At 63.1% G+C, this 20369-nt stretch carries 20 protein-coding genes; 7 read left to right on the top strand and 13 right to left on the bottom strand.

Going from position 1 to position 20369, the window contains the following annotated elements; all coding sequences use genetic code 11:
• The first annotated feature begins 41 nt into the window (after window positions 1-41).
• Window positions 42-803: a DNA polymerase III subunit epsilon gene (gene dnaQ / locus D906_RS01915; protein WP_027615062.1), complete on the top strand. Its 762-nt coding sequence runs from the start codon at window positions 42-44 to the stop codon at window positions 801-803.
• 154 nt (window positions 804-957) lie between these two features.
• A complete protein-coding gene (locus D906_RS01910; protein WP_027615061.1) occupies window positions 958-3207 on the top strand; it encodes an Orn/Lys/Arg decarboxylase N-terminal domain-containing protein in 2250 nt (749 codons plus the stop codon).
• Here the strand turns inward: D906_RS01910 and D906_RS01905 are convergent.
• Window positions 3191-3409, bottom strand: a complete 219-nt coding sequence (locus D906_RS01905) for a hypothetical protein (protein WP_016488235.1) — start codon at window positions 3407-3409, stop codon at window positions 3191-3193. The genes D906_RS01910 and D906_RS01905 overlap by 17 nt on opposite strands.
• A gap of 157 nt (window positions 3410-3566) precedes the next feature.
• Here D906_RS01905 and chrR point away from each other — a divergent pair, with 157 nt between their 5' ends.
• Window positions 3567-4127, top strand: coding sequence for a class I chromate reductase ChrR (gene chrR / locus D906_RS01900; protein ID WP_019099389.1), 561 nt, complete (start codon window positions 3567-3569; stop codon window positions 4125-4127).
• 53 nt (window positions 4128-4180) lie between these two features.
• Here the strand turns inward: chrR and D906_RS01895 are convergent, their stop codons facing one another.
• Window positions 4181-6253: a TonB-dependent receptor domain-containing protein gene (locus D906_RS01895; RefSeq protein ID WP_027608762.1), complete on the bottom strand. Its 2073-nt coding sequence runs from the start codon at window positions 6251-6253 to the stop codon at window positions 4181-4183.
• Between the two features lie 221 nt (window positions 6254-6474).
• Here D906_RS01895 and D906_RS01890 point away from each other — a divergent pair, with 221 nt between their 5' ends.
• The 3 genes from D906_RS01890 to D906_RS01880 are packed head-to-tail and all read left to right on the top strand — an operon-like array spanning window position 6475 to window position 7437.
• On the top strand, window positions 6475-6723 hold the full coding sequence (locus D906_RS01890) for a helix-turn-helix domain-containing protein (RefSeq protein ID WP_016711604.1): 249 nt from the start codon (window positions 6475-6477) through the stop codon (window positions 6721-6723).
• An 11-nt stretch (window positions 6724-6734) separates the two neighbouring features.
• Complete coding sequence (locus D906_RS01885; protein WP_027615060.1) at window positions 6735-7082, top strand: head completion/stabilization protein; 348 nt, start codon at window positions 6735-6737, stop codon at window positions 7080-7082.
• On the top strand, window positions 7075-7437 hold the full coding sequence (locus tag D906_RS01880; protein ID WP_019099392.1) for a hypothetical protein: 363 nt from the start codon (window positions 7075-7077) through the stop codon (window positions 7435-7437). Before D906_RS01885 ends, D906_RS01880 begins: the two co-directional genes overlap by 8 nt.
• Here the strand turns inward: D906_RS01880 and D906_RS01875 are convergent.
• Window positions 7434-7826 (bottom strand): helix-turn-helix domain-containing protein, encoded by a 393-nt coding sequence (locus tag D906_RS01875; RefSeq protein ID WP_019099393.1) that lies wholly within the window; start codon window positions 7824-7826, stop codon window positions 7434-7436. The genes D906_RS01880 and D906_RS01875 overlap by 4 nt on opposite strands.
• 179 nt (window positions 7827-8005) lie before the next feature.
• Between D906_RS01875 and D906_RS01870 the strand changes: the two genes are divergently transcribed.
• On the top strand, window positions 8006-8269 hold the full coding sequence (locus tag D906_RS01870; protein ID WP_026020495.1) for an ogr/Delta-like zinc finger family protein: 264 nt from the start codon (window positions 8006-8008) through the stop codon (window positions 8267-8269).
• Between the two features lie 90 nt (window positions 8270-8359).
• Here the strand turns inward: D906_RS01870 and nuoN are convergent, their stop codons facing one another.
• From nuoN to nuoE, 10 genes are all read right to left on the bottom strand, one after another.
• Window positions 8360-9829: an NADH-quinone oxidoreductase subunit NuoN gene (gene nuoN, locus D906_RS01865; protein ID WP_012273301.1), complete on the bottom strand. Its 1470-nt coding sequence runs from the start codon at window positions 9827-9829 to the stop codon at window positions 8360-8362.
• Window positions 9830-9836: 7 nt separating this feature from the next.
• Window positions 9837-11369, bottom strand: coding sequence for an NADH-quinone oxidoreductase subunit M (nuoM, locus tag D906_RS01860; protein WP_016711600.1), 1533 nt, complete (start codon window positions 11367-11369; stop codon window positions 9837-9839).
• Window positions 11370-11409: 40 nt separating this feature from the next.
• Window positions 11410-13263 (bottom strand): NADH-quinone oxidoreductase subunit L, encoded by a 1854-nt coding sequence (nuoL, locus tag D906_RS01855; protein ID WP_016711599.1) that lies wholly within the window; start codon window positions 13261-13263, stop codon window positions 11410-11412.
• Window positions 13260-13568: an NADH-quinone oxidoreductase subunit NuoK gene (gene nuoK / locus D906_RS01850; RefSeq protein ID WP_003251446.1), complete on the bottom strand. Its 309-nt coding sequence runs from the start codon at window positions 13566-13568 to the stop codon at window positions 13260-13262. Before nuoK ends, nuoL begins: the two co-directional genes overlap by 4 nt.
• 3 nt (window positions 13569-13571) lie before the next feature.
• Window positions 13572-14072, bottom strand: a complete 501-nt coding sequence (gene nuoJ, locus D906_RS01845) for an NADH-quinone oxidoreductase subunit J (protein ID WP_016711598.1) — start codon at window positions 14070-14072, stop codon at window positions 13572-13574.
• Window positions 14073-14082: 10 nt separating this feature from the next.
• Window positions 14083-14631, bottom strand: a complete 549-nt coding sequence (gene nuoI, locus D906_RS01840) for an NADH-quinone oxidoreductase subunit NuoI (RefSeq protein WP_016488223.1) — start codon at window positions 14629-14631, stop codon at window positions 14083-14085.
• An 11-nt stretch (window positions 14632-14642) separates the two neighbouring features.
• On the bottom strand, window positions 14643-15650 hold the full coding sequence (nuoH, locus tag D906_RS01835; protein ID WP_003251440.1) for an NADH-quinone oxidoreductase subunit NuoH: 1008 nt from the start codon (window positions 15648-15650) through the stop codon (window positions 14643-14645).
• Entirely contained in the window at window positions 15647-18361 is a 2715-nt protein-coding gene (nuoG, locus tag D906_RS01830) for an NADH-quinone oxidoreductase subunit NuoG (protein ID WP_025753366.1), read from the bottom strand. Before nuoG ends, nuoH begins: the two co-directional genes overlap by 4 nt.
• A 133-nt stretch (window positions 18362-18494) precedes the next feature.
• Window positions 18495-19874, bottom strand: coding sequence for an NADH-quinone oxidoreductase subunit NuoF (gene nuoF, locus D906_RS01825; protein ID WP_019098403.1), 1380 nt, complete (start codon window positions 19872-19874; stop codon window positions 18495-18497).
• On the bottom strand, window positions 19871-20368 hold the full coding sequence (nuoE, locus tag D906_RS01820) for an NADH-quinone oxidoreductase subunit NuoE (protein ID WP_012273294.1): 498 nt from the start codon (window positions 20366-20368) through the stop codon (window positions 19871-19873). Before nuoE ends, nuoF begins: the two co-directional genes overlap by 4 nt.
• Window position 20369 lies beyond the last annotated feature (1 nt).

The raw sequence follows: 20369 nt of genomic DNA, 5'->3' as shown, positions 1-20369 counted from the left end.
ATGGTACTATTTTACTAAGAAATAGACGTGGAAATAGAGTTATGGTTGACATAAATGCCGAACGACGTATCGTTATTCTCGATACCGAAACCACGGGTATGCCGGTTAGCGAAGGCCACCGGATCATCGAGATCGGCTGTGTCGAAGTCATCGGCCGGCGCCTGACCGGGCGGCACTTCCACGTTTACCTGCAGCCGGACCGCGAGAGTGACGAGGGCGCGATCAACGTCCACGGCATCACCGATGCCTTCCTGGTCGGCAAGCCGCGCTTTGGTGATGTGGCCGAAGAGTTCTTCGATTTCATTCAGGGCGCCACGCTGGTTATCCATAACGCGGCGTTCGACGTTGGCTTCATCAACAACGAATTTGCCCTGCTCGGTCAGCACGACCGTGCGGACGTTTCGCAGTATTGCACCATCCTCGATACCCTGCTGTTGGCACGTTCGCGTCACCCGGGGCAGCGCAACAGCCTTGATGCGTTGTGCAAACGCTACGACATCGACAACTCGGGCCGTGAACTGCACGGCGCACTGCTCGACTCGGAACTGCTGGCAGATGTCTATCTGGCGATGACCGGTGGCCAGACCAGCCTTTCGCTGGCTGGGCATGGGGCAGATGCCGAGGGTGATGGGCAGGGCAGTGGTGGCAGCGAGATCCGCCGGATTACCGGGCGTGCGCCTGGGCGAGTGATCATGGCCAGTGCCGAGGAGCTTGAGGCGCATGCCGAGCGCCTGGCGGCCATTGCCAAGTCGGCGGGTGGGCCTTCCATGTGGCAGGTTCTTACCGAGACACCTGCTGGCTGATTTTCTGCGCTTGTCGCGGGTTTTGTGGTGCCAGTGAGATCGAGCGCCGCTCGCGATGCGCCGTGCGGACGGCGCTCGATTTACGCGTCGCCTCAATACTCAGCACGTCAACTACCCTGAAATGGACGCCCTGTCCTTCGGAGGTAGCCACCTGATGTACAAGGACCTCAAGTTCCCCATCCTCATCGTCCACCGCGCCATCAAGGCTGACAGTGTCGCCGGCGAGCGCGTGAGGGGCATCGCCGAGGAACTGCGCCAGGACGGCTTCGCCATCCTCGCCGCCGCCGACCACGCCGAAGCGCGGCTGGTCGCCGCCACCCACCACGGCCTGGCCTGCATGCTGATTGCCGCAGAAGGCGCCGGCGAAAATACCCATCTGTTGCAGAACATGGCCGAGCTGATCCGCCTGGCTCGTCTGCGTGCACCCAACCTGCCGATCTTCGCCCTGGGTGAGCAGGTCACCCTGGAAAACGCCCCTGCCGAAGCCATGAGCGAGCTCAACCAGCTGCGCGGCATCCTGTACCTGTTCGAAGACACCGTACCGTTTCTTGCTCGCCAGGTGGCGCGCGCCGCACACACCTACCTCGATGGCCTGTTGCCGCCTTTCTTCAAGGCGCTGGTGCAGCACACCGCGCAGTCCAACTATTCCTGGCACACCCCGGGCCATGGTGGTGGCGTGGCCTACCATAAAAGCCCGGTAGGCCAGGCCTTTCACCAGTTTTTCGGGGAAAACACGCTGCGCTCCGATCTGTCGGTTTCGGTGCCGGAGCTGGGGTCGCTGCTCGACCACACCGGCCCCTTGGCTGAAGCCGAGGCCAGGGCCGCCCGCAACTTCGGCGCCGACCATACCTTCTTTGTCATCAATGGCACCTCTACGGCCAACAAGATCGTCTGGCACGCCATGGTAGGCCGTGACGACCTGGTGCTGGTGGACCGCAACTGCCACAAGTCAGTGGTCCACGCGATCATCATGACCGGTGCCATCCCGTTGTACCTGTGCCCGGAGCGTAACGAACTGGGCATCATCGGCCCGATCCCGCTCAGCGAGTTCAGCCCTGAGGCAATTCAGGCGAAGATCCAGGCCAACCCGCTCGCCCGTGGTCGGGCGCCGCGCATCAAGCTGGCGGTGGTGACCAACTCCACCTATGACGGCTTGTGTTACCACGCAGGGCTGATCAAGCAGACCTTGGGCAGCAGTGTCGAGGTGCTGCACTTCGACGAGGCCTGGTTTGCCTATGCGGCGTTTCATGACTTCTTCACCGGGCGTTATGCCATGGGCACTGCCTGCGCGGATGATAGCCCGCTGGTGTTCAGTACCCATTCCACCCACAAGCTGCTGGCGGCGTTCAGCCAGGCTTCCATGATTCATGTGCAGGACGGGGCCAGGCGCCAACTGGACCGCGACCGCTTCAACGAAGCGTTCATGATGCACATATCGACCTCGCCGCAGTACAGCATCCTCGCTTCGCTGGACGTGGCCTCGACCATGATGGAGGGGCCGGCCGGGCGCTCGCTGCTGCAAGAAATGTTCGACGAGGCACTGAGCTTTCGCCGGGCCCTGGCCAATCTGCGCGAACACATTGCTGCGGACGATTGGTGGTTCAGTATCTGGCAGCCGCCGAGCGCTGAAGGTATTCACCATCTGCAAGCGCAGGACTGGTTGTTGCAACCGGGCGCAGAGTGGCATGGCTTTGGCGAGGTGGTGGACGACTACGTGCTGCTCGACCCTCTGAAGGTAACCCTGGTGATGCCGGGCCTTGGTGCGGATGGCGTACTGGACGAGCACGGTATCCCGGCGGTGGTGGTCAGCAAGTTTCTCTGGGAGCGGGGGCTGGTGGTGGAGAAAACCGGCCTGTACACCTTTCTGGTGCTGTTCTCCATGGGCATCACCAAGGGCAAGTGGAGCACGTTGCTGACCGAGTTGCTGGAGTTCAAGCGCCACTACGATGGCAATACTGCCCTGAGTAGCTGCTTGCCGAGTGTGGTGGCCGCCGATGCCTCACGCTACCGGGGGATGGGCCTGCGCGACCTGTGCGACCAGTTGCATGGCTGCTACCGCAGCAACGCCACGGCCAAGCAACTGAAACGGCTGTTCACGCGCTTGCCGGAGGTGGCCGTGAGCCCGGCCCAGGCCTATGACCAGATGGTGCGTGGCGAGGTGGAGGCGGTGCCGATCGAGGCACTGCTGGGGCGTGTGGCGGCAGTGATGCTGGTGCCGTACCCGCCCGGCATTCCGTTGATCATGCCGGGGGAGCGGTTCACCGAGGCGACCCGCTCGATACTCGATTACCTGGCCTTTGCCCGAGCGTTCAACCAAGGGTTTCCCGGTTTTGTCGCCGACGTGCATGGCCTGCAGAACGAGAGTGGTGGCTACACCGTGGACTGCATCAAGGAATACGAATGATCTCGACACCGGAGCGTGCCAGTTCGAAACGGTTTTCACCCAGGTGGTTGACCTTGTCGCCGATGGCCAGGCGGTAAGTGGTGATGGGGGCGCCCAGCGTGCTGCCGTCCAGTTGCAGGGTGGACTCCTGGAACTCGTGCACGGGGTAGATACGGCCTTCGGCGTCACGGGCGTGGAATTGGCCGACCATTACTGCTGCCATTTGGGTGGAAACCTCTGAATTGCGTAGGAAATGTATGCAGGCATAGACCGTGGAACAACCTCGGAAGTTTTCGCCTTGCACAAAAAAAACCGAGACGCCGAGGAACGGTCATCTATAACTACAACGTCCCTTTACCCAGCACAGGATGGAAATTGCCATGAGCCAGGTGTATTCGGTAGCGGTTGTCGTCGGCAGCTTGCGCAAGGAGTCCTACAACCGCAAGGTCGCCCGCGCACTTTCGGAGCTGGCGCCGTCCAGCCTAGCCCTGAAGATTATCGAGATTGGTGATTTGCCGTTGTACAACGAGGACGTCGAGGCCGAAGCGGTGCCCAAGGCGTGGGAACGTTTTCGCAAAGAGATCCGCGACAGTGATGCCGTGCTGTTCGTCACGCCGGAATACAACCGCTCGGTGCCGGGTTGCCTGAAAAATGCCATCGATGTGGGCTCGCGGCCCTACGGGCAAAGTGCCTGGAGCGGCAAGCCGACGGCGGTGGTGAGTGTGTCGCCGGGGGCCATTGGCGGCTTTGGTGCCAACCATGCTGTGCGCCAGTCACTGGTGTTTCTCGACATGCCATGCATGCAGATGCCCGAGGCCTATATTGGCGGCGCGGCGAGCTTGTTCGAGGACTCGGGCAAGCTCAACGACAAGACCCGGCCGTTCTTGCAGGCGTTTGTCGACAAGTTTGCTTCGTGGGTGAAGTTGAACAGGGCGGTTTGATACCTGCTCATTCGGGGGTGGTTTCATTGGGGCCGCACAGCGGCCCCTGCTGTTTAGCGGAAACTGTAGGAAACCCCGGCGTATACACCGAACCCTTCACCCGGCGTAGAGCGGGCATTGTCCTTGCCGGCATCGTTGTAGGTCGGCGTCACCGTGGCGGCATAGCGTTTGTTGGTGAGGTTGCGCAGGTCCAGCCAGGTCTGCCAGTCCTGCTTCGGTGAATCCCAGCCAAGGCGCGCGCCGAGCAAGGCATATTCATCGGCGTGGTAGCTGTTGGCGTAGTCTACCTGCACCTTGGACGCCATCCGGGTATTCACCCCTGCATAGAACCCGCTCGGCCAGTCATAGCGCAATTCGGCCTGGTAGTAGTGCATGGGGATGCCCGGCAGGCGGTTGTCACCGAACGTGTCGTCATCGCGGTAGTGGAAGTCGCTGAAGGTGTAGGCCTGGCGCAGGCTGAGCCTGCCGGTGCCGCTGCGTTCCCACAGGGTGCTGTCCAGGCCCGCCTCCACGCCTTGGTGCACGGTGGCGCTGGCATTGAACTCCGAGGTGAAGTTTGGCACCACCTCCACGGCCAGCAGTTCGTGACGCACCTGCGAGTAGTACCAGGCGAGGTCCCAGCGGCCTAGCGCCGAATCGCCACGGGCGCCCAGCTCCAGAGTGGTTGCCGTCTGGTTCTGCATCTCGATCGGCTGGATCTGCTTGCCCCCCGTGCTGGGTGCGCTCCAGATCAGCGACCACGGATGCGGCGGTTCTACCGAGCGGCTGAGGTTGCCATACACCTGCAGGTCTGGGCGGATGTCGTAGCGCAGGCCCAGGCGAGGGGCATAATCCCAATCATGCATGCTCACCTTGCCGCCTTCGGCAGGGTAGGTCACGTCACTCTCGCGGCGGGTGTAGATCAGTGCCAGGCCGGTGGTCAGCCACAGGTTGGGGACCAGTTCCAGGTCGTTGCCGGCATGCAGCACGGTGTCCGAGCCCTGATAGGTGAAGTCGCGGGTACGTGGACCGAACACGTCACCACTGCGCGCGAACTGTGACGCGCCACTGTTGGGCAGGTGCTTGGTAGTACGCCAGCCGACAGTGGTCTTGCTCTCGTGGCCGAACAGGGTGTCGCGGCGCGAGTAGTTCAGCGTACCGCTCACATCGGTGTAGGCCACCTTCAGGCGCATCGGGCCTTCACGCAGGTCCATCGGGTAGTCGTGGTAGACCAGCCCGGCTTCCAGGCGCGCATCGTCGTCGAGGTAGAAGGTGGTCTTGTTGCCGACCCAGGTGCTGCCCGGTTGCGGGCGGCTGTCGTCGCGGGCCAGGTAGGCTGGGTTGGCCGCGCGTGGGTGGTGCTTGACCTGATCCTTGGTCAGGCGCCCGGCCAGTTCGTTTTCGGTTTCCCGGTAGCGCAGGTAAAAACGGGTTTCCAGGTTGGGGTTGAAACGGTAGCCGACGTTGGCGGCAATGCCTTTGGCGCTGCCGCTGCTGTGTGCCTGGTAGCCGTCATACTCGGAATCGGTCAGGGCCACGTAGTAGTCGAGGTTGCCCAGCACCTGGCCGGAGCTGATATGCCGGTGCTGATAGCCACGGCTGCCGACCTCATAGCGCACTTGCAACGGCGCGGCGTCGTAGCCGGTGTGGGTGATGTAGTTGATGGCGCCGCCGAGCGCCAAGGCGCCTTGGTCGAAGCCATTGGCGCCGCGCAGCACTTCGGCGCGGCTGAGCCACAGCGGTTCGAACAACTCATAGGGCGTGCCGCCCGGGCCCGTCAGTGGCAGGCCGTCGAACATCGTGTAAACCCCCGAACCGTGGGCCCCAGGTGCGCGGTTGATGCCCGAACCGCGGATCGACAGCTTGATGCCGTCGTTGCCCGCAGATTGGGCGAACACCCCAGGCTGGTAGGCGAGCACGTCCTGGTTGCTGGCCACCCGGCCTTGCCCTACGCGCTGCATGTCCACCAGGTTGCTGGCGCCGGGTACTTCGCGCAGGCGTTCGCTGGCTGCCGTCAGTTCGTTCTGCTCCTCATCGGTGATCAGAACCTGGCCCAGCTCGACCGAGGATGCCCCCAAGGCGGGCTGGGCAGCAGTCAAGGCAGCCAGCAGGCCGAGGCAGGACGAGAGGGGTAAATCGGAACGCATTGTACGACTCCAGGCGAAAGGCGAATGGACAACGGCGTTGAGACGAGCGAAATGCTGCCTGGAGCACGAAGAAAGTCAGCAAATCTTGCGCAGCCTTCGTCAGACGGTTTTGTACGAAAGTTCTTTACAAGCCGCAGCAGTGGAGCGGCGTGGCATGCGCTTCGTAAGGTGACTGCAGATCGGCAGCGATGCCCCCCCTTAATCACCTGTGGAGTACAAGCATGACTGACAACGCACGACACCCGCAGCAACCCCCGGTGGACGCCCCGGTTCGCCTGACGCCACGTGAACGGCAAGTGCTGTTGTGGTGTGCCTATGGCAAGAGCTCGTGGGAGATCGGCCGTATCCTTGAGTGCAAGGAATCGACGGTGAACTTTCATGTGTCCAACATCCTGCGCAAATTCGACGTGCCTACCCGGGTGGCTGCGGTAATCAAGGCCATTCGCTACGGCATGCTGGCCGAGCAGTGAGGGGGTAGGGCATGAGCAACGAACCTGTATTGCCACGCTATGCCGATAGCCATGACCCGTTCTGGCCCCGGGTAGACCTGGGCAGGCTACGCGAACGCCTGAACGGGCAGCAGCCCGTCAGTGAGGCCGCGCTGGAAGTGGCTGCACGTTGCGCCGCCATTGATGCTGCACGGGAGTTTGCGCGTTGGCGCGCAATGCTGCGAGAGCGCGGTTACAAGCGCCTTGAAGATGTGACCGGGCACGACCAGGGGCGAGCTTTGCGGGTGTGCTACATCCGTTTTGTCGAAGCTGCGGTCCTGTACAGCCTTGGCTCGGGCGCGTACCTGCCGAAGTCCCGTCGGAGTGCTGCCCATGCCTGAAGAGTCCTTTCTCGACCGCTTTGCCTCGGCGCTGATCGAACTGTTGGGCGTTGATGGCAGTGTGTTGTTCGCTGCTTTGCTAGGGGCTTTGTTGGTGAGTGCTGCGCGTGACCGGTTGATCACCAATGCAACCAGACGCCTGACGCTGGGCAAGAAATTGCTGCTGGTGTTCGTGACCGTGGGGGTGGGGCACCTGTTCGAGCCGCTGGTTTCATCGCTGGCACCCTTGCTGACCCGAGGCATGGCGGCATTCGTGGCCGCCGTGGTGGTCATCCCCATCAGCCTCAAGGTCATGGTCTGGCTGGATACGCTCGACCCACGTGAGCTCATACAGCGCTGGCGCCGCCGAGGTTAGCTGCCGGTGGCCCGATGTAGCTGGCTGCGCAGTTCGCTCAATTGTTGTTCCAGCTGCTGGATACGTTGCTTGTCCTTTATGAGCAACAGGATGGTGTGGCGATCGTCCGGTGAGAGTGCGCGCAGGCGTTCGAGCACGTCGCCCTCCCAGCCGGCTTCACATTCGTGCACGGGGCGCTGTGCCGTTTCACCCAGCAGTAGCCAGTCCAGGGAGCATGCATGCTGCCTGGCAATATCCACGCAAAGTGCGTACGGGATGCTGTCGCGCACCTTCCAGCTACTGAGTGTTTGCGGGCTGATGGAAAGTGCACGGGACAGGTCGGCGTCGGATTGGGAGCAGGTAAGAAGCTTGAGGCGCGTGAGCACCTCGGCAAGTACGTTAGTACTCATAACAAATATCCATGACTGGTTTAATGATATTCCATGGGCTTAAACTACTCGTTATGAATACAGCCCTGCGTTTCAAGGAGCATTTCTGCAATGAGAACCATCAAATTGAACAATACACCCATAGTTGCAGCCAATACTTACACACAGGCCTGCCTGGGCAATGCTAGCAGGTACTTGCCGTGAGTACTTACAAGCTGGTTTGTCCGCATTGCCACAGCCGTATGCGCATACGCACTAGCGAAGGGCGCCATATTTTCCTGCGGATCGCTTATTTGCAATGCACCACCGAGGCGTGTGGCTGGTCAGTGCGGGCCGAATTCGAAATGACCCACGAACTCTCCCCGAGCGGTATGCCCAACCCGGAAGTCTACCTGCCTTCAGCCAATAGTGATTTGCGCAAGGCCGCCCTGCCGGGTACAGGCCAGGGAAGCCCGCTTGGGTGAGGCGCCGTCAGGTACAGGCACTAAAACATGCAGATAAAAAAACACCCCGCCTAGGCGGGGTGTTTTGTTTTGCCGAAACTGCCGGGGCAATCAGCCGATCAGTTGCAAGCCGGCTTGCTGAACCAGTTCCAGCAGTGGCTGCGGGTACACACCCAGCACGAAGGCGAGAATGGCAATGGCCAGCAGCATGACGCCACCGGTGCGCTGCTCCCACTTCAGCGGGGCGTCGTGGCGACGCAGGTTCGGCTCGACCAGGTACAGGGTGACCATGACGCGCAGGTAGTAGTACACGCCGATGGCGCTACCGATCACCAGCGCACCGACCAACCACCACAGGTGCGACTCGACGCCGGTGGCAATGATGTAGAACTTGCCGATGAAACCAGCGGTCAGCGGGATACCCGCCAGCGACAGCATCATCACGGTCAGTACTGCGGTCAGGTACGGGCGACGCCAGAACAGGCCGCGGTACTCGTACAGCGCATCGGCGTCACGGCCGCCGTATGGCGAGGACATCAGGGTGATGACACCGAACGCGCCCAGGCTGGTGATCACGTAGGTGACCAGGTACACACCCATGGCTTCCAGGGCCAGGCCCTTGCTGGCGACCAACGCAATGACCAGGTAACCGAAGTGGGCGATGGACGAGTAACCCAGCAGGCGCTTGAGGTTGCTCTGGGTCAGCGCCAGCAGGTTACCGATCAGGATCGAAGCGACGGCGATGACTGCCAGTACGGTGCTCAGCACGCCGCTGCTGGCAGCAGGGGAGAGCATGAACAGGCGCACCACCACGGCGAATACCGCAACCTTGCTGGCGGTGGCCAGGAACGCGGCGACCGGCGCCGGGGCGCCTTCGTACACGTCCGGGGTCCACAGGTGGAACGGCACCAGCGACAGCTTGAAGGCCAGGCCAACCAGCATCATGCCCAGGCCCAGTTGGGCCACCAGGCTTGGCATGCTGGTGGTTGCCAGTGCCTTGCCGATCTGGTCGAAGCTCAGGCTACCGGCATCGGCGTACAGCAGGGCCATGCCGAACAGCAGGAAGGCGGAACCGGCAGCCGACAGCACCATGTACTTGATGCCGGCTTCCAGTGACCGCTTGTTGAAGAAGGCATACGCCACCAGGCCGTAGACCGGTACCGACAGCAGCTCCAGGCCGATGAACAGGCCGGCCAGGTGGTTGGCGCTGACCAGCACCAGGCCACCCAGGGCCGACATCAGCAGCAGCAGGTACAGTTCTTCACGGTTGCCTGGGAAGCCCTTGGACCCTTCGCCAAGGTAGGCGTGGGCCAGGGTGACGCAAGCCAGCGTCGCCACCAGGATGATCGCCATGTACAGGCAGGCGAACTTGTCGATGGTGATCAGCGGGGTGACCGCCAGTGGCGCAACCTTCAGCGCCGGCAGGATCGACAGCAGGGCCAGGTTAAGGCCCACGGTGGACAGCAGGAAGGTCTGCGAGTGGTTGCGCTTCCAGGCGATCGCCAGCATCACCACCACCGTGGTGATGGTGGTGATCAGCATCGGCGCCAATGCGATGAAGTGTTGAGTGGTGAATTCCATAGCGCTCTTACCGGGCCGAAGCGAGTTGAGTGAAAGCGGAACCGAGCCACTGCTGCACACCACTCATGGTGGCTGCAGAGGTGTCGAGGAACGGCTGCGGATACACGCCCAGCAGGATCAGCAATACCGCCAGGCCCAACACCATGACCAGCTCGCGACCGTCCATGCCGGCCAGCACGGTATCGCTCTTGGCCGGGCCGAAGTAGGCGCGGTGGATCATGATCAGCGAGTACACCGAACCGAAGACCAGGCCGGTGGTGGCGATGACGGTGATCCACGGCACATGCACGAAGCTGCCGATCAGGATCAGGAACTCGCCGACGAAGTTGCCGGTACCTGGCAGGCCCAGCGATGCCGCCGCGAAGAACAGGCTGATGGCCGGCAGGTAGGCAATACGATGCCACAGGCCGCCCATCTGGCGCATGTCACGGGTGTGCAGGCGCTCGTACAGCTGGCCAGACAGGATGAACAGTGCGGCGGCCGACAGGCCATGGGCCAGCATCTGGATCACCGCGCCTTGCAGGGCCTGCTGGCTGCCGGAGTAGATGCCGATCAGCACGAAGCCCATGTGCGAGACGCTGGAGAAGGCGATCAGGCGCTTGATGTCGGTTTGGGCAAAGGCCAGGAAGGCACCGTAGAAGATACCGATCAGGCCCAGGGTCATGGCGATGGGCGCGAACTCTGCCGAGGCGTTCGGGAACAGCGGCAGTGCAAAGCGCAGCAGGCCGTAGGCCGCAGTCTTCAGCAAGATACCGGCCAGGTCCACGGAGCCTGCGGTCGGTGCCTGGGCGTGAGCGTCAGGCAGCCAGGAGTGGAACGGCACCACTGGCAGCTTCACCGCGAAGGCGATGAAAAAGCCCAGCATCAGCACGTACTCGACACCGGCTGGCAACTCGGCCTTGAGCAGGTCGCTGTAGTTGAAGGTGAGCACGCCGGTGGTGTTGTAGTTGACCAGCACCAGGCCCAGGATCGCCACCAGCATGATCAGGCCGCTGGCCTGGGTGAAGATGAAGAACTTGGTCGCCGCGTAGATCCGGGTTTTCTTGCCGTCTGCCGAGCTGTGACCCCAGAGCGCGATGAGGAAGTACATCGGCACCAGCATCATTTCCCAGAAGAAGAAGAACAGGAACAGGTCCAGGGCCAGGAAAACACCGACCACGCCGCCGAGGATCCACATCAGGTTGAGGTGGAAGAAGCCGACGTGACGCTGGATCTCTTTCCAGGAGCACAGTACCGACAGCACACCGAGCAGGCCGGTGAGCAGGATCATCAGCAGCGACAGGCCGTCGAGGGCCAGGTGGATGCTGATGCCGAAGCGCTGGATCCACTGGACTTTGTATTCCAGGGCCCAGGCAGGCTCGGCGCCCGGAGCGGGGGCGAGGGTGTAGTCGCCGGTGCCCCACAGCCAGAGGCCGATGCCGAGCAGCAGGGACATGGTCAGCAGCGCGATCCAGCGCGGCAGGGTGGCGCCGAAGCGCTCACCCAGCCAGCACAGGAAGCCGCCGATGAAGGGGATCAGGATCAGCCAAGGCAAAATCATGACGGGTTGGTTTCCTTTGGCAAAGTCGCAAGATTCATAGTCATACCGCAGCCACTACCACAGCGCCGAGCACCAGCACGGCACCCACGGCGATAGAGGCGGTGTACCAGCGCAGTTGGCCCGTCTCGGTCTTGCTCATGGCGACGTGGCCGCCACGCGCCATCCGAGGAATCAGGCCGATGCTGCGGTCAACCGGGTCCTTGCGCAGGATGTGGCTGATCAGCAGGTACGGTTTGACGAAGAGCTTGTCGTAGATCCAGTCGAAGCCCCAGGCGGCGAACCACCAGGCCGACAGGACGCGGCCGATGCCGCTGTTGGCAACTGCGCTGACGAAGGTGCGCTTGCCCAGGAACAGCAGGGCGGACAGCAGGATACCGGCGATGGCGATGGCACCGGAGGTGATCTCCAACGCGTGCTTGGCTTCGCCACCGGCATGGCCGGCGCTTTCAGGCAGCACGCCTGCCAGCGGCGGGTGAATCCAGGCACCGACGGCGGTCGACAGCACGATCAGCACACCCAGCGGCAGCCAGTGGCTGATGCCGTGGCCGGCGTGGGCTTCGGTCTTGGCTTCGCCGTGGAAGGCGATGAAGATCAGGCGGAAGGTGTACAGCGAGGTCATGAACGCACCCACCAGGCCAGCGTACAGCAGGCCGGTGTTACCGCTGGCGAAGGCTTCCCAGAGGATCTCGTCCTTGGAGTAGAAGCCCACGGTCACGATTGGCAGTGCCGCCAGGGCAGCGCCACCGACCACGAAGCTGGCGTAAGCCAGTGGTAGCTTCTTCCACAGGCCGCCCATCTTGAAGATGTTTTGCTCGTGGTGGCAGGCAACGATCACCGCGCCGGAGGCAAGGAACAGCAGGGCCTTGAAGAAGGCGTGGGTCATCAGGTGGAAGATCGCCGCGTCCCAGGCACCGACGCCCAAGGCCAGGAACATGTAGCCGATCTGGCTCATGGTCGAGTAGGCGAGGATACGCTTGATGTCGGTCTGTACCAGTGCGGCGAAGCCGGCCAGCACCAGGGTCACACCGCCGACAACGCCTACCAGGTGCAGGATGTCCGGCGCCAGCAGGAACAGGCCATTGGTACGGGCGATCAGGTACACGCCCGCGGTCACCATGGTCGCGGCGTGGATCAGTGCCGAAACCGGGGTCGGGCCTGCCATTGCGTCGGCGAGCCAGGTCTGCAGTGGCAGCTGGGCCGATTTACCGACCGCACCACCCAGCAGCATCAGGGTTGCCAACACCATCCAGGTGTCGCCCGCCTGGAACTTCTGCGGTGCCAGCACCAGCAGTTCCTGCACGTTCAGGGTACCCAGCTGGGCGAACAGGATGAACAGGCCGATGGCCATGAACACGTCGCCGATACGGGTGACGATGAAGGCCTTGAGTGCCGCGTTACCGTTGTTGCGGTTGCTGTAGTAGAAACCGATCAACAGGTACGAGCACAGGCCCACGCCTTCCCAGCCGAAGTAGATGAACAGCAGGTTATCGCCCAGGATCAGGAACAGCATGCTGGCGATGAACAGGTTGGTGTACGAGAAGAAGCGCGAGTAGCCGGCTTCGCCACGCATGTACCAAGAGGCGAACAGGTGGATCAGGAAGCCCACGCCAGTGACCACGCCCAGCATGGTGACCGACAGGCCGTCCAGGTACAGGGTGAAGTTCGGCGCAAAGCCGTCCACCGACATCCACTGCCACAGCAGCTGGCTGTACGCGCCGCCTTCAGGCGGGGCGACGTTGAATTGCCAGATGACATAGGCGGCGGTGGCGGCCGAAAGGCCCACCGAGCCGACGCCGATCAGGGCGGACAGGTTCTCCGAGAACCGACCGCGCGAGAACGACAGCAGCAGGAAGCCGACGAGGGGGAAGACGAAAGTCAGGAAGAGAAGGTTCATCCGCGCATCTCACTGGCAGCATCGATGTCGAGAGTGTGGAAGCGGCGATACAGTTGCAGCAGGATGGCCAAGCCAATACTGGCCTCGGCGGCTGCCAGGCTGATCACCAGAATGAACATCACCTGGCCGTCGGGCTGGACCCAACGGGCACCGGCGACGACGAACGCCAGGGCAGAGGCGTTCATCATGACTTCCAGGCTCATGAGCACGAAGAGGATGTTGCGGCGGACCATCAGGCCAACCAGACCTAAGCAGAACAGGATGCCGGCGACTGCCAGACCGTGCTCGAGAGGGATAGCACCCATGATTTACTCCTTCGCCTCGTTGCGGCCCAGGTGGAAGGCGGTGACGGCTGCAGCCAGCAGCAGCATCGAAGCCAGTTCGACCACCAGCAGGTAAGGGCCGAACAGGCTGATACCCACTGCTTTCGGGCCCACGGTGGTACCACTGATGCCAGCGCCGCTCGGGGTGACGAACAGCACGTACAGCAGCTCTGCCAGCAGCAGGGCGCCGAGGATCACTGGCCCGACCCAGATGCCGGGCTTGAGCCAGCCCCGTTCCTGGGCGACCGAAGCCGGCCCCAGGTTGAGCATCATCACCACGAACACGAACAGCACCATGATGGCGCCGGCGTAGGCGATCACTTCCAGGGCGCCGGCGAACGGCGCACCCAGGGAGAAGAAGATCATGGCCACGGAAATCAGCGAAATGATCAGGTAAAGCAAGGCGTGCACGGGGTTGGTACCGGTCACCACCCGAAGGGTGGAGACCACGGCGATCCCGGATGCGAAGTAGAAAGCGAATTCCATCTTTCTGTCCTTATGGGAGCAAGCTCTTCACGTTGATCGGCTCGGCTTCGTTCTGCGCAGCGCCTTTCGGCTTGCCAGCGATGGCCATACCCGCAACACGGTAGAAGTTGTAGTCAGGGTTTTTGCCGGGGCCGGAGATCAGCAGATCTTCTTTCTCGTACACCAGGTCCTGACGCTTGAACTCGGCCATTTCGAAATCCGGCGTCAGCTGGATCGCAGTGGTCGGGCACGCTTCTTCACACAGGCCGCAGAAAATGCAACGCGAGAAGTTGATGCGGAAGAATTCCGGGTACCAACGGCCGTCCTCGGTCTCGGCTTTCTGCAGCGAGATGCAGCCAACCGGGCAGGCCACCGCGCAGAGGTTGCACGCTACGCAGCGCTCCTCGCCATCGGGGTCGCGGGTGAGGACGATGCGGCCGCGGTAGCGCGGCGGCAGGTACACGGGTTCTTCGGGGTATTGCAGGGTGTCGCGCTTGCGGAACCCGTGGGAGAACACCATGGCCAGGCTGCGCAGCTGTGTGCCGGTGCCCTTAACGATGTCGCCGATATACTTGAACATGGGTCAAATCCTCACTGGGCCGCGACGGCTGGCGTGTTGTAGAGCACGATCGCAGCGGTCACCAGCAAATTGATCAGGGTCAGCGGCAGGCAGAACTTCCAGCTGAAGTCCATCACCTGGTCATAGCGTGGGCGCGGGATCGAGGCGCGCAGCAGGATGAACAGCATGATGAAGAACGCGGTCTTCAGCGCGAACCACAGGAACGACAGTTGCGGCAGGATGCCGAACGGGCCGTGCCAGCCGCCGAAGAACAGGGTTACCAGCAGCGCCGAGATGAGGATGATGCCGATGTACTCACCGACGAAGAACATGCCCCATTTCATGCCGGCATACTCGATGTGGTAACCGTCGGCCAGTTCCTGTTCTGCTTCTGGCTGGTCGAACGGGTGACGGTGGGTCACGGCGACGCCAGCGATGAAGAAGGTGCAGAAGCCGAAGAACTGCGGAATGATGAACCACAGGTTCTGGGCCTGGTATTCAACGATGTCGCGCATGTTGAACGAGCCCACCTGCACCACCACGCCCATCAGCGCCAGGCCCAGGAACACTTCGTACGACACGGTCTGTGCCGAAGCACGCAAGCTGCCCAGCAGGGCGTACTTGTTGTTCGACGACCAGCCGGCGAACAGCACCGCGTAGACCGACAGGCCGGCCATGGCGAAGAAGAACAGCAGGCCGATGTTCAGGTCGGCAACGCCCCAGGTCGGGGTGATCGGGATGACCACGAAGGCAATGAGCAGGGCGCTCATGGCCACGACCGGTGCCAGGGTGAAGATGACGCGGTCGACGAAAGGTGGGTTCCAGTCTTCCTTGAAGAACATCTTCAGCATGTCGGCTGCGATCTGGAACATACCGAACGGGCCTACGCGGTTCGGGCCGTAACGGTCCTGCCACCAGCCCAGCAGGCGGCGCTCGACGAAGCTGAGCAGCGCGCCGCAGACCACTACCGCCAGCAGGACCACGATGGCCCGCAGCACGGTGAGGATCACGTCGATTACTTCGGGGGTGAACCAGCTCATTGTGCTGCCTCCTGCAGACCTTCGACGGATGCACCGAAGATGGCAGGCGGAATGCCGGCCAGGCCTTTCGGCAACGCGACCAGGCCTGCGCCCAGCTCTTCATTGATGCGCAGCGGCAGGCGCAGGGCCACACCGGCCACGTTCAGGCTCAGCAGGGCACCGTCGTTGACGCCCAGGCGGTCGGCTTCGGACTTGGCCAGGGCCACGTAGGCTGCCGGGATGCGCTCTTGCACCGGGGCGGCGCGCGAGGAGCTTTCTTCGCTGCCGAACAGGTGGAAGAACGGCACAGCGGTCCAGGTACCACGGGCCGGGTTGAAGGCCCCCGGAATGGCGGTGAACCAGCTCAGGCGGTCGCCTTGCGACTCGATCAGGCGCACGCCCGGGTCACCGGCACGCAGGTGGCCACCGACTTCATCCTGAAACTTGTTCCAGGCTTGCGGCGAGTTCCAGCCCGGGGACCAGGCGAACGGCACCTGTTGGCGCGGTTCGGCGGAGCCCGAGTAGCCTTCCATGGAGAAGGCGAACGCGGTGTCCTTGTCTTGCGGGGTGCGCGGTTCGTGCACGCTGATGTTGGCGCGCATGGCGGTGCGGCCAGAGTAGCGCAGCGGCTCACGGGCCAGCTTCATGCCCTTGATGCGGAACGCGGCGCTTGGGGCGGCGTTGACGATGCCGGCCAGTTGCGGGGCAGCTTCGGCGCAGGCACTGGTGACGTGGTCCAGTTGGGTCCAGTCGACCGGCTTGTTCAGCAGGGTGGCACGCAGGGCGTGCATCCAGCGCCAGCCTTCGTGGATCTGGATGCTGCTGTCCAGGTATTGCGGGTCGAACACCTGGAAGAAGCGCTGGGCACGGCCTTCCTGGCTGACCAGGGTGCCGTCGCCTTCGGCGAACGAGGCAGCCGGCAGCACCAGGTGGGCGCGGTCGACCGTCGGGGTTTTCGAGTGGTCGGCAACGATCACCACCTTGGCCGCAGCCAGGGCTGCGTCGACCTTGGCGGCCGGTACGCGGGCGTACAGGTCGTTTTCCAGCACGACAATGGCGTCGGCCTTGCCGCTGATGACGGCGTCCAGCGCAGCATCGACGGACTCGCCACCGAGCATGGCCAGGCCGATGCTGTTGGCTTCAGGCACCACCAGGCTCAGCGAGCCGTTCTTCTCGCGCAGCTTCAGGGCCTTGGCGATGTTGGCGGCAGCTTCGATCAGCGCCGGGTCGGCCAGGGACGTACCGGCGACCACCAGTGGGCGCTTGGCAGCGACCAGGGCGTCGGCGATGCGCTGGGCCAGGGCCTTGGCTTCGTCGTCCAGGCCAGCAACGGCAGGTGCGCTCGGGTCGATGGCGTGGGCCACGGCGAAGCCGATGCGGGCCAGGTCGGCCGGGGCGGCGTGTACGCACTCTTCGGCAACGTCGTCCAGCTTGGTTTCAGCCAGGGAGGCGATGAACAGTGGGTACAGCGCGTGCTGGCCAATGTTCTTCACGGCGGCGTCGAGCCACGGCTGCACTTTCATGGCTTCGGCCATGGCCTCGGCCTTGCCTTTGGTGGCCTGGCGCACGGACAGGGCAACGCGGGCAGCGGTCTGGGTCAGGTCTTCACCGAGCACGAACACCGCGTCGTGGTCTTCGATGTCGCGCAGGGTCGGCACTGGCAGCGGGCTGTTGTTCAGCACGTTCAGGGCCAGGCGCACGCGGGCCAGCTCGCCGGCTTCCATACCCGAGTAGAAGTAGTCGGCGCCGACCAGCTCACGCAGGCCGTAGTTGCTTTCCAGGCTGGCGCGTGGCGAGCCGATGCCGACGATGGTGCGGCCGCGCAGCAGGTCGGCGGCTTTGTCCAGGGCAGCGTCAAGGCCCAGCTTGGTGCCGTCGGCCAGTTGCGGCTGGCGTGGGCGGTCCTTGCGGTTGACGTAGCCGTAACCGAAGCGGCCACGGTCGCACAGGAAGTACTGGTTGACCGAACCGTTGAAGCGGTTTTCGATGCGGCGCAGTTCGCCGTAACGCTCACCCGGGCTGATGTTGCAGCCGCTGGAGCAGCCGTGGCAGATGCTCGGGGCGAACTGCATGTCCCACTTGCGGTTGTAGCGCTCGGAGTGGGTCTTGTCGGTGAACACGCCGGTCGGGCAGACCTCGGTCAGGTTGCCGGAGAATTCGCTTTCCAGCACGCCGTCTTCGACGCGGCCGAAGTACACGTTGTCGTGGGCGCCGTAAACGCCCAGGTCGGTACCACCGGCGTAGTCCTTGTAGTAGCGCACGCAGCGGTAGCAGGCGATGCAGCGGTTCATCTCATGGGCGATGAACGGGCCGAGGTCCTGGTTCTGGTGGGTACGCTTGGTGAAACGGTAGCGGCGCTCGTTGTGGCCGGTCATTACCGTCATGTCCTGCAGGTGGCAGTGACCGCCTTCCTCGCACACCGGGCAGTCGTGCGGGTGGTTGGTCATCAGCCATTCGACGACGCTGGCGCGAAACGCCTTGGACTCTTCATCGTCGATGGAGATCCAGGTGCCGTCGGAGGCAGGGGTCATGCAGGACATGACGATACGACCGCGGGTGTCGTTCTCGTCGGTGTACTGCTTGACCGCGCACTGCCGGCAGGCGCCAACGCTACCAAGCGCCGGGTGCCAGCAGAAATAAGGGATGTCGAGGCCGAGCGACAGACAGGCCTGTAACAGGTTGTCTGCACCGTTGACTTCGAGCGCTTTGCCGTCTACGTGGATAGTGGCCATTGTTCAAAGTTCTTCGTTGGCCCGCGTTAGCGGGCGTGGCTAATGGAAATCGGTGAGCTTGCGGCACGCCACGATTTCTCGGGCCTGCCGACAAGCTGGCGAGTGGCACGGACCACCCGCCTCAATCATCTTGTTATGCGCCGACCACGCTCGGCCCAGCCTGGATTGGCTTGGCCAGGTTGGGGCGCAGGGCATCGCCAGCAGTAGCTGGAGCGACACCGGCCTCGAACTCGGACCGGAAGTATTTGATGGCACTGCCCAGCGGCTCGACGGCACCGGGTGCGTGAGCACAGAAGGTACGGCCAGGGCCGAGGAAGTTGACCAGGCCCAGCAGCGTCTCGATGTCTTCGGCGCGGCCCTGGCCTTTCTCCAGTGCGCGCAGCATCTTTACGCTCCACGGCAGGCCGTCACGGCAGGGGGTGCACCAGCCGCACGACTCGCGGGCGAAGAACTCTTCCATGTTGCGCAGCAGCGACACCATGTTGATGCTGTCGTCCACCGCCATGGCCAGACCGGTACCCATACGGGTGCCGACCTTGGCGATGCCACCGGCGTACATCTGCGCGTCGAGGTGCTCGGGCAGCAGGAAGCCGGTACCGGCGCCGCCTGGCTGCCAGCACTTGAGCTTGAAGCCGTCGCGCATGCCACCGGCGTAGTCTTCGAACAGCTCGCGGGCGGTGACGCCGAACGGCAGTTCCCACAGGCCAGGGTTTTTCACCTTGCCGGAGAAGCCCATCAGCTTGGTGCCGTGGTCTTCGCTGCCTTCACGGGCCAGCGACTTGTACCAGTCGTTGCCGTTGGCGACGATGGCCGGCACGTTGCACAGGGTTTCGACGTTGTTCACGCACGTCGGCTTGCCCCACACGCCCACGGCGGCAGGGAAGGGCGGCTTGGAGCGCGGGTTGGCGCGGCGGCCTTCCAGCGAGTTGATCAGGGCGGTTTCTTCGCCGCAGATGTAGCGGCCGGCACCGGTGTGCACGAACAGCTCGAAATCGAAACCGCTGCCCAGGATGTTCTTGCCTAGCAGGCCTGCAGCCTTGGCTTCATCGATGGCGCGGTTGAGGTTTTTCGCTGCGGTGGTGTACTCGCCACGCAGGAAGATGTAGCCGCGGTAGGCCTTCAGGGCGCGGGCGCTGATCAGCATGCCCTCGACCAGCAGATGGGGCTGTTGCTCCATCAGCATGCGGTCCTTCCAGGTGTTCGGCTCCATTTCGTCCGCGTTGCACAGCAGGTAGCGGATGTTCATGGACTCGTCTTTGGGCATCAGGCCCCACTTCACGCCAGTGGGGAAGCCTGCACCACCACGGCCCTTGAGGCCGGAGTCCTTGACGCTTTGCACGATGTCGTCGGCCGACATCTGCGCCAGCGCTTTGCGCGCTGCGGCATAACCGTTCTTGGACTCGTACTCGGCCAGCCATACCGGTTCGCCGTCGTCACGCAGGCGCCAGGTCAGCGGGTGGGTTTCGGCGGTACGCGCAATGCGGTTGGCCGGGCCGAAGGAAGTCATGGTCATACGTAACCCTCCAGCAGTTTGGTAACGCCAGCCGGCTGTACGTCGCCAAAGGTGTCGTCGTCGATCATCAGTGCCGGGGCCTTGTCGCAGTTGCCCAGGCAGCATACGGGCAGCAGGGTGAAGCGGCCGTCGGCGGTGGTCTGGCCAAGGCCGATGCCCAGCTCGCTCTGGATCTGGCTGACCACGGACTCATGGCCGCCGATGTAGCAGACCATGCTGTCGCACACGCGGATGATGTGGCGGCCGACCGGCTGACGGAAGATCTGGCTGTAGAAGGTGGCGACACCCTCGACGTCGCTGGCCGGGATGCCCAGCACTTCGCCGATGGCGTGGATGGCGCCGTCCGGCACCCAGCCACGTTCCTTCTGGACGATCTTCAGGGCTTCGATGGACGCCGCGCGCGGGTCCTCGTAGTGATGCATTTCGTGCTCGATGGCCGAGCGCTCGGTTTCGCTCAGGGCGAAACGGTCTGTCTGGATAAGCGTGCTGTTCATG

Origin of the sequence: Pseudomonas sp. LAIL14HWK12:I1, assembly GCF_003202095.1 — a bacterium.
GTDB classification, from domain to species: Bacteria; Pseudomonadota; Gammaproteobacteria; order Pseudomonadales; family Pseudomonadaceae; genus Aquipseudomonas; species Aquipseudomonas monteilii.
The sequence above is the reverse complement of the archived record's forward strand: the minus strand, read 5'-3'. Positions and strand labels throughout refer to the sequence as shown.

Coding starts and splice junctions, on each gene's coding strand:
- D906_RS01895 (WP_027608762.1), bottom strand. CDS start 6,253: ATGCGTTCCGATTTACCCCTCTCGTCCTGCCTCGGCCTGCTGGCTGCC.
- nuoH (WP_003251440.1), bottom strand. CDS start 15,650: ATGAGCTGGTTCACCCCCGAAGTAATCGACGTGATCCTCACCGTGCTG.
- D906_RS01875 (WP_019099393.1), bottom strand. CDS start 7,826: ATGAGTACTAACGTACTTGCCGAGGTGCTCACGCGCCTCAAGCTTCTT.
- chrR (WP_019099389.1), top strand. CDS start 3,567: ATGAGCCAGGTGTATTCGGTAGCGGTTGTCGTCGGCAGCTTGCGCAAG.
- nuoJ (WP_016711598.1), bottom strand. CDS start 14,072: ATGGAATTCGCTTTCTACTTCGCATCCGGGATCGCCGTGGTCTCCACC.
- D906_RS01910 (WP_027615061.1), top strand. CDS start 958: ATGTACAAGGACCTCAAGTTCCCCATCCTCATCGTCCACCGCGCCATC.
- dnaQ (WP_027615062.1), top strand. CDS start 42: ATGGTTGACATAAATGCCGAACGACGTATCGTTATTCTCGATACCGAA.
- nuoM (WP_016711600.1), bottom strand. CDS start 11,369: ATGATTTTGCCTTGGCTGATCCTGATCCCCTTCATCGGCGGCTTCCTG.
- nuoI (WP_016488223.1), bottom strand. CDS start 14,631: ATGTTCAAGTATATCGGCGACATCGTTAAGGGCACCGGCACACAGCTG.
- D906_RS01890 (WP_016711604.1), top strand. CDS start 6,475: ATGACTGACAACGCACGACACCCGCAGCAACCCCCGGTGGACGCCCCG.
- nuoG (WP_025753366.1), bottom strand. CDS start 18,361: ATGGCCACTATCCACGTAGACGGCAAAGCGCTCGAAGTCAACGGTGCA.
- nuoL (WP_016711599.1), bottom strand. CDS start 13,263: ATGAACCTTCTCTTCCTGACTTTCGTCTTCCCCCTCGTCGGCTTCCTG.
- D906_RS01880 (WP_019099392.1), top strand. CDS start 7,075: ATGCCTGAAGAGTCCTTTCTCGACCGCTTTGCCTCGGCGCTGATCGAA.
- nuoE (WP_012273294.1), bottom strand. CDS start 20,368: ATGAACAGCACGCTTATCCAGACAGACCGTTTCGCCCTGAGCGAAACC.
- D906_RS01905 (WP_016488235.1), bottom strand. CDS start 3,409: ATGGCAGCAGTAATGGTCGGCCAATTCCACGCCCGTGACGCCGAAGGC.
- nuoF (WP_019098403.1), bottom strand. CDS start 19,874: ATGACCATGACTTCCTTCGGCCCGGCCAACCGCATTGCGCGTACCGCC.
- D906_RS01885 (WP_027615060.1), top strand. CDS start 6,735: ATGAGCAACGAACCTGTATTGCCACGCTATGCCGATAGCCATGACCCG.
- nuoK (WP_003251446.1), bottom strand. CDS start 13,568: ATGGGTGCTATCCCTCTCGAGCACGGTCTGGCAGTCGCCGGCATCCTG.
- nuoN (WP_012273301.1), bottom strand. CDS start 9,829: ATGGAATTCACCACTCAACACTTCATCGCATTGGCGCCGATGCTGATC.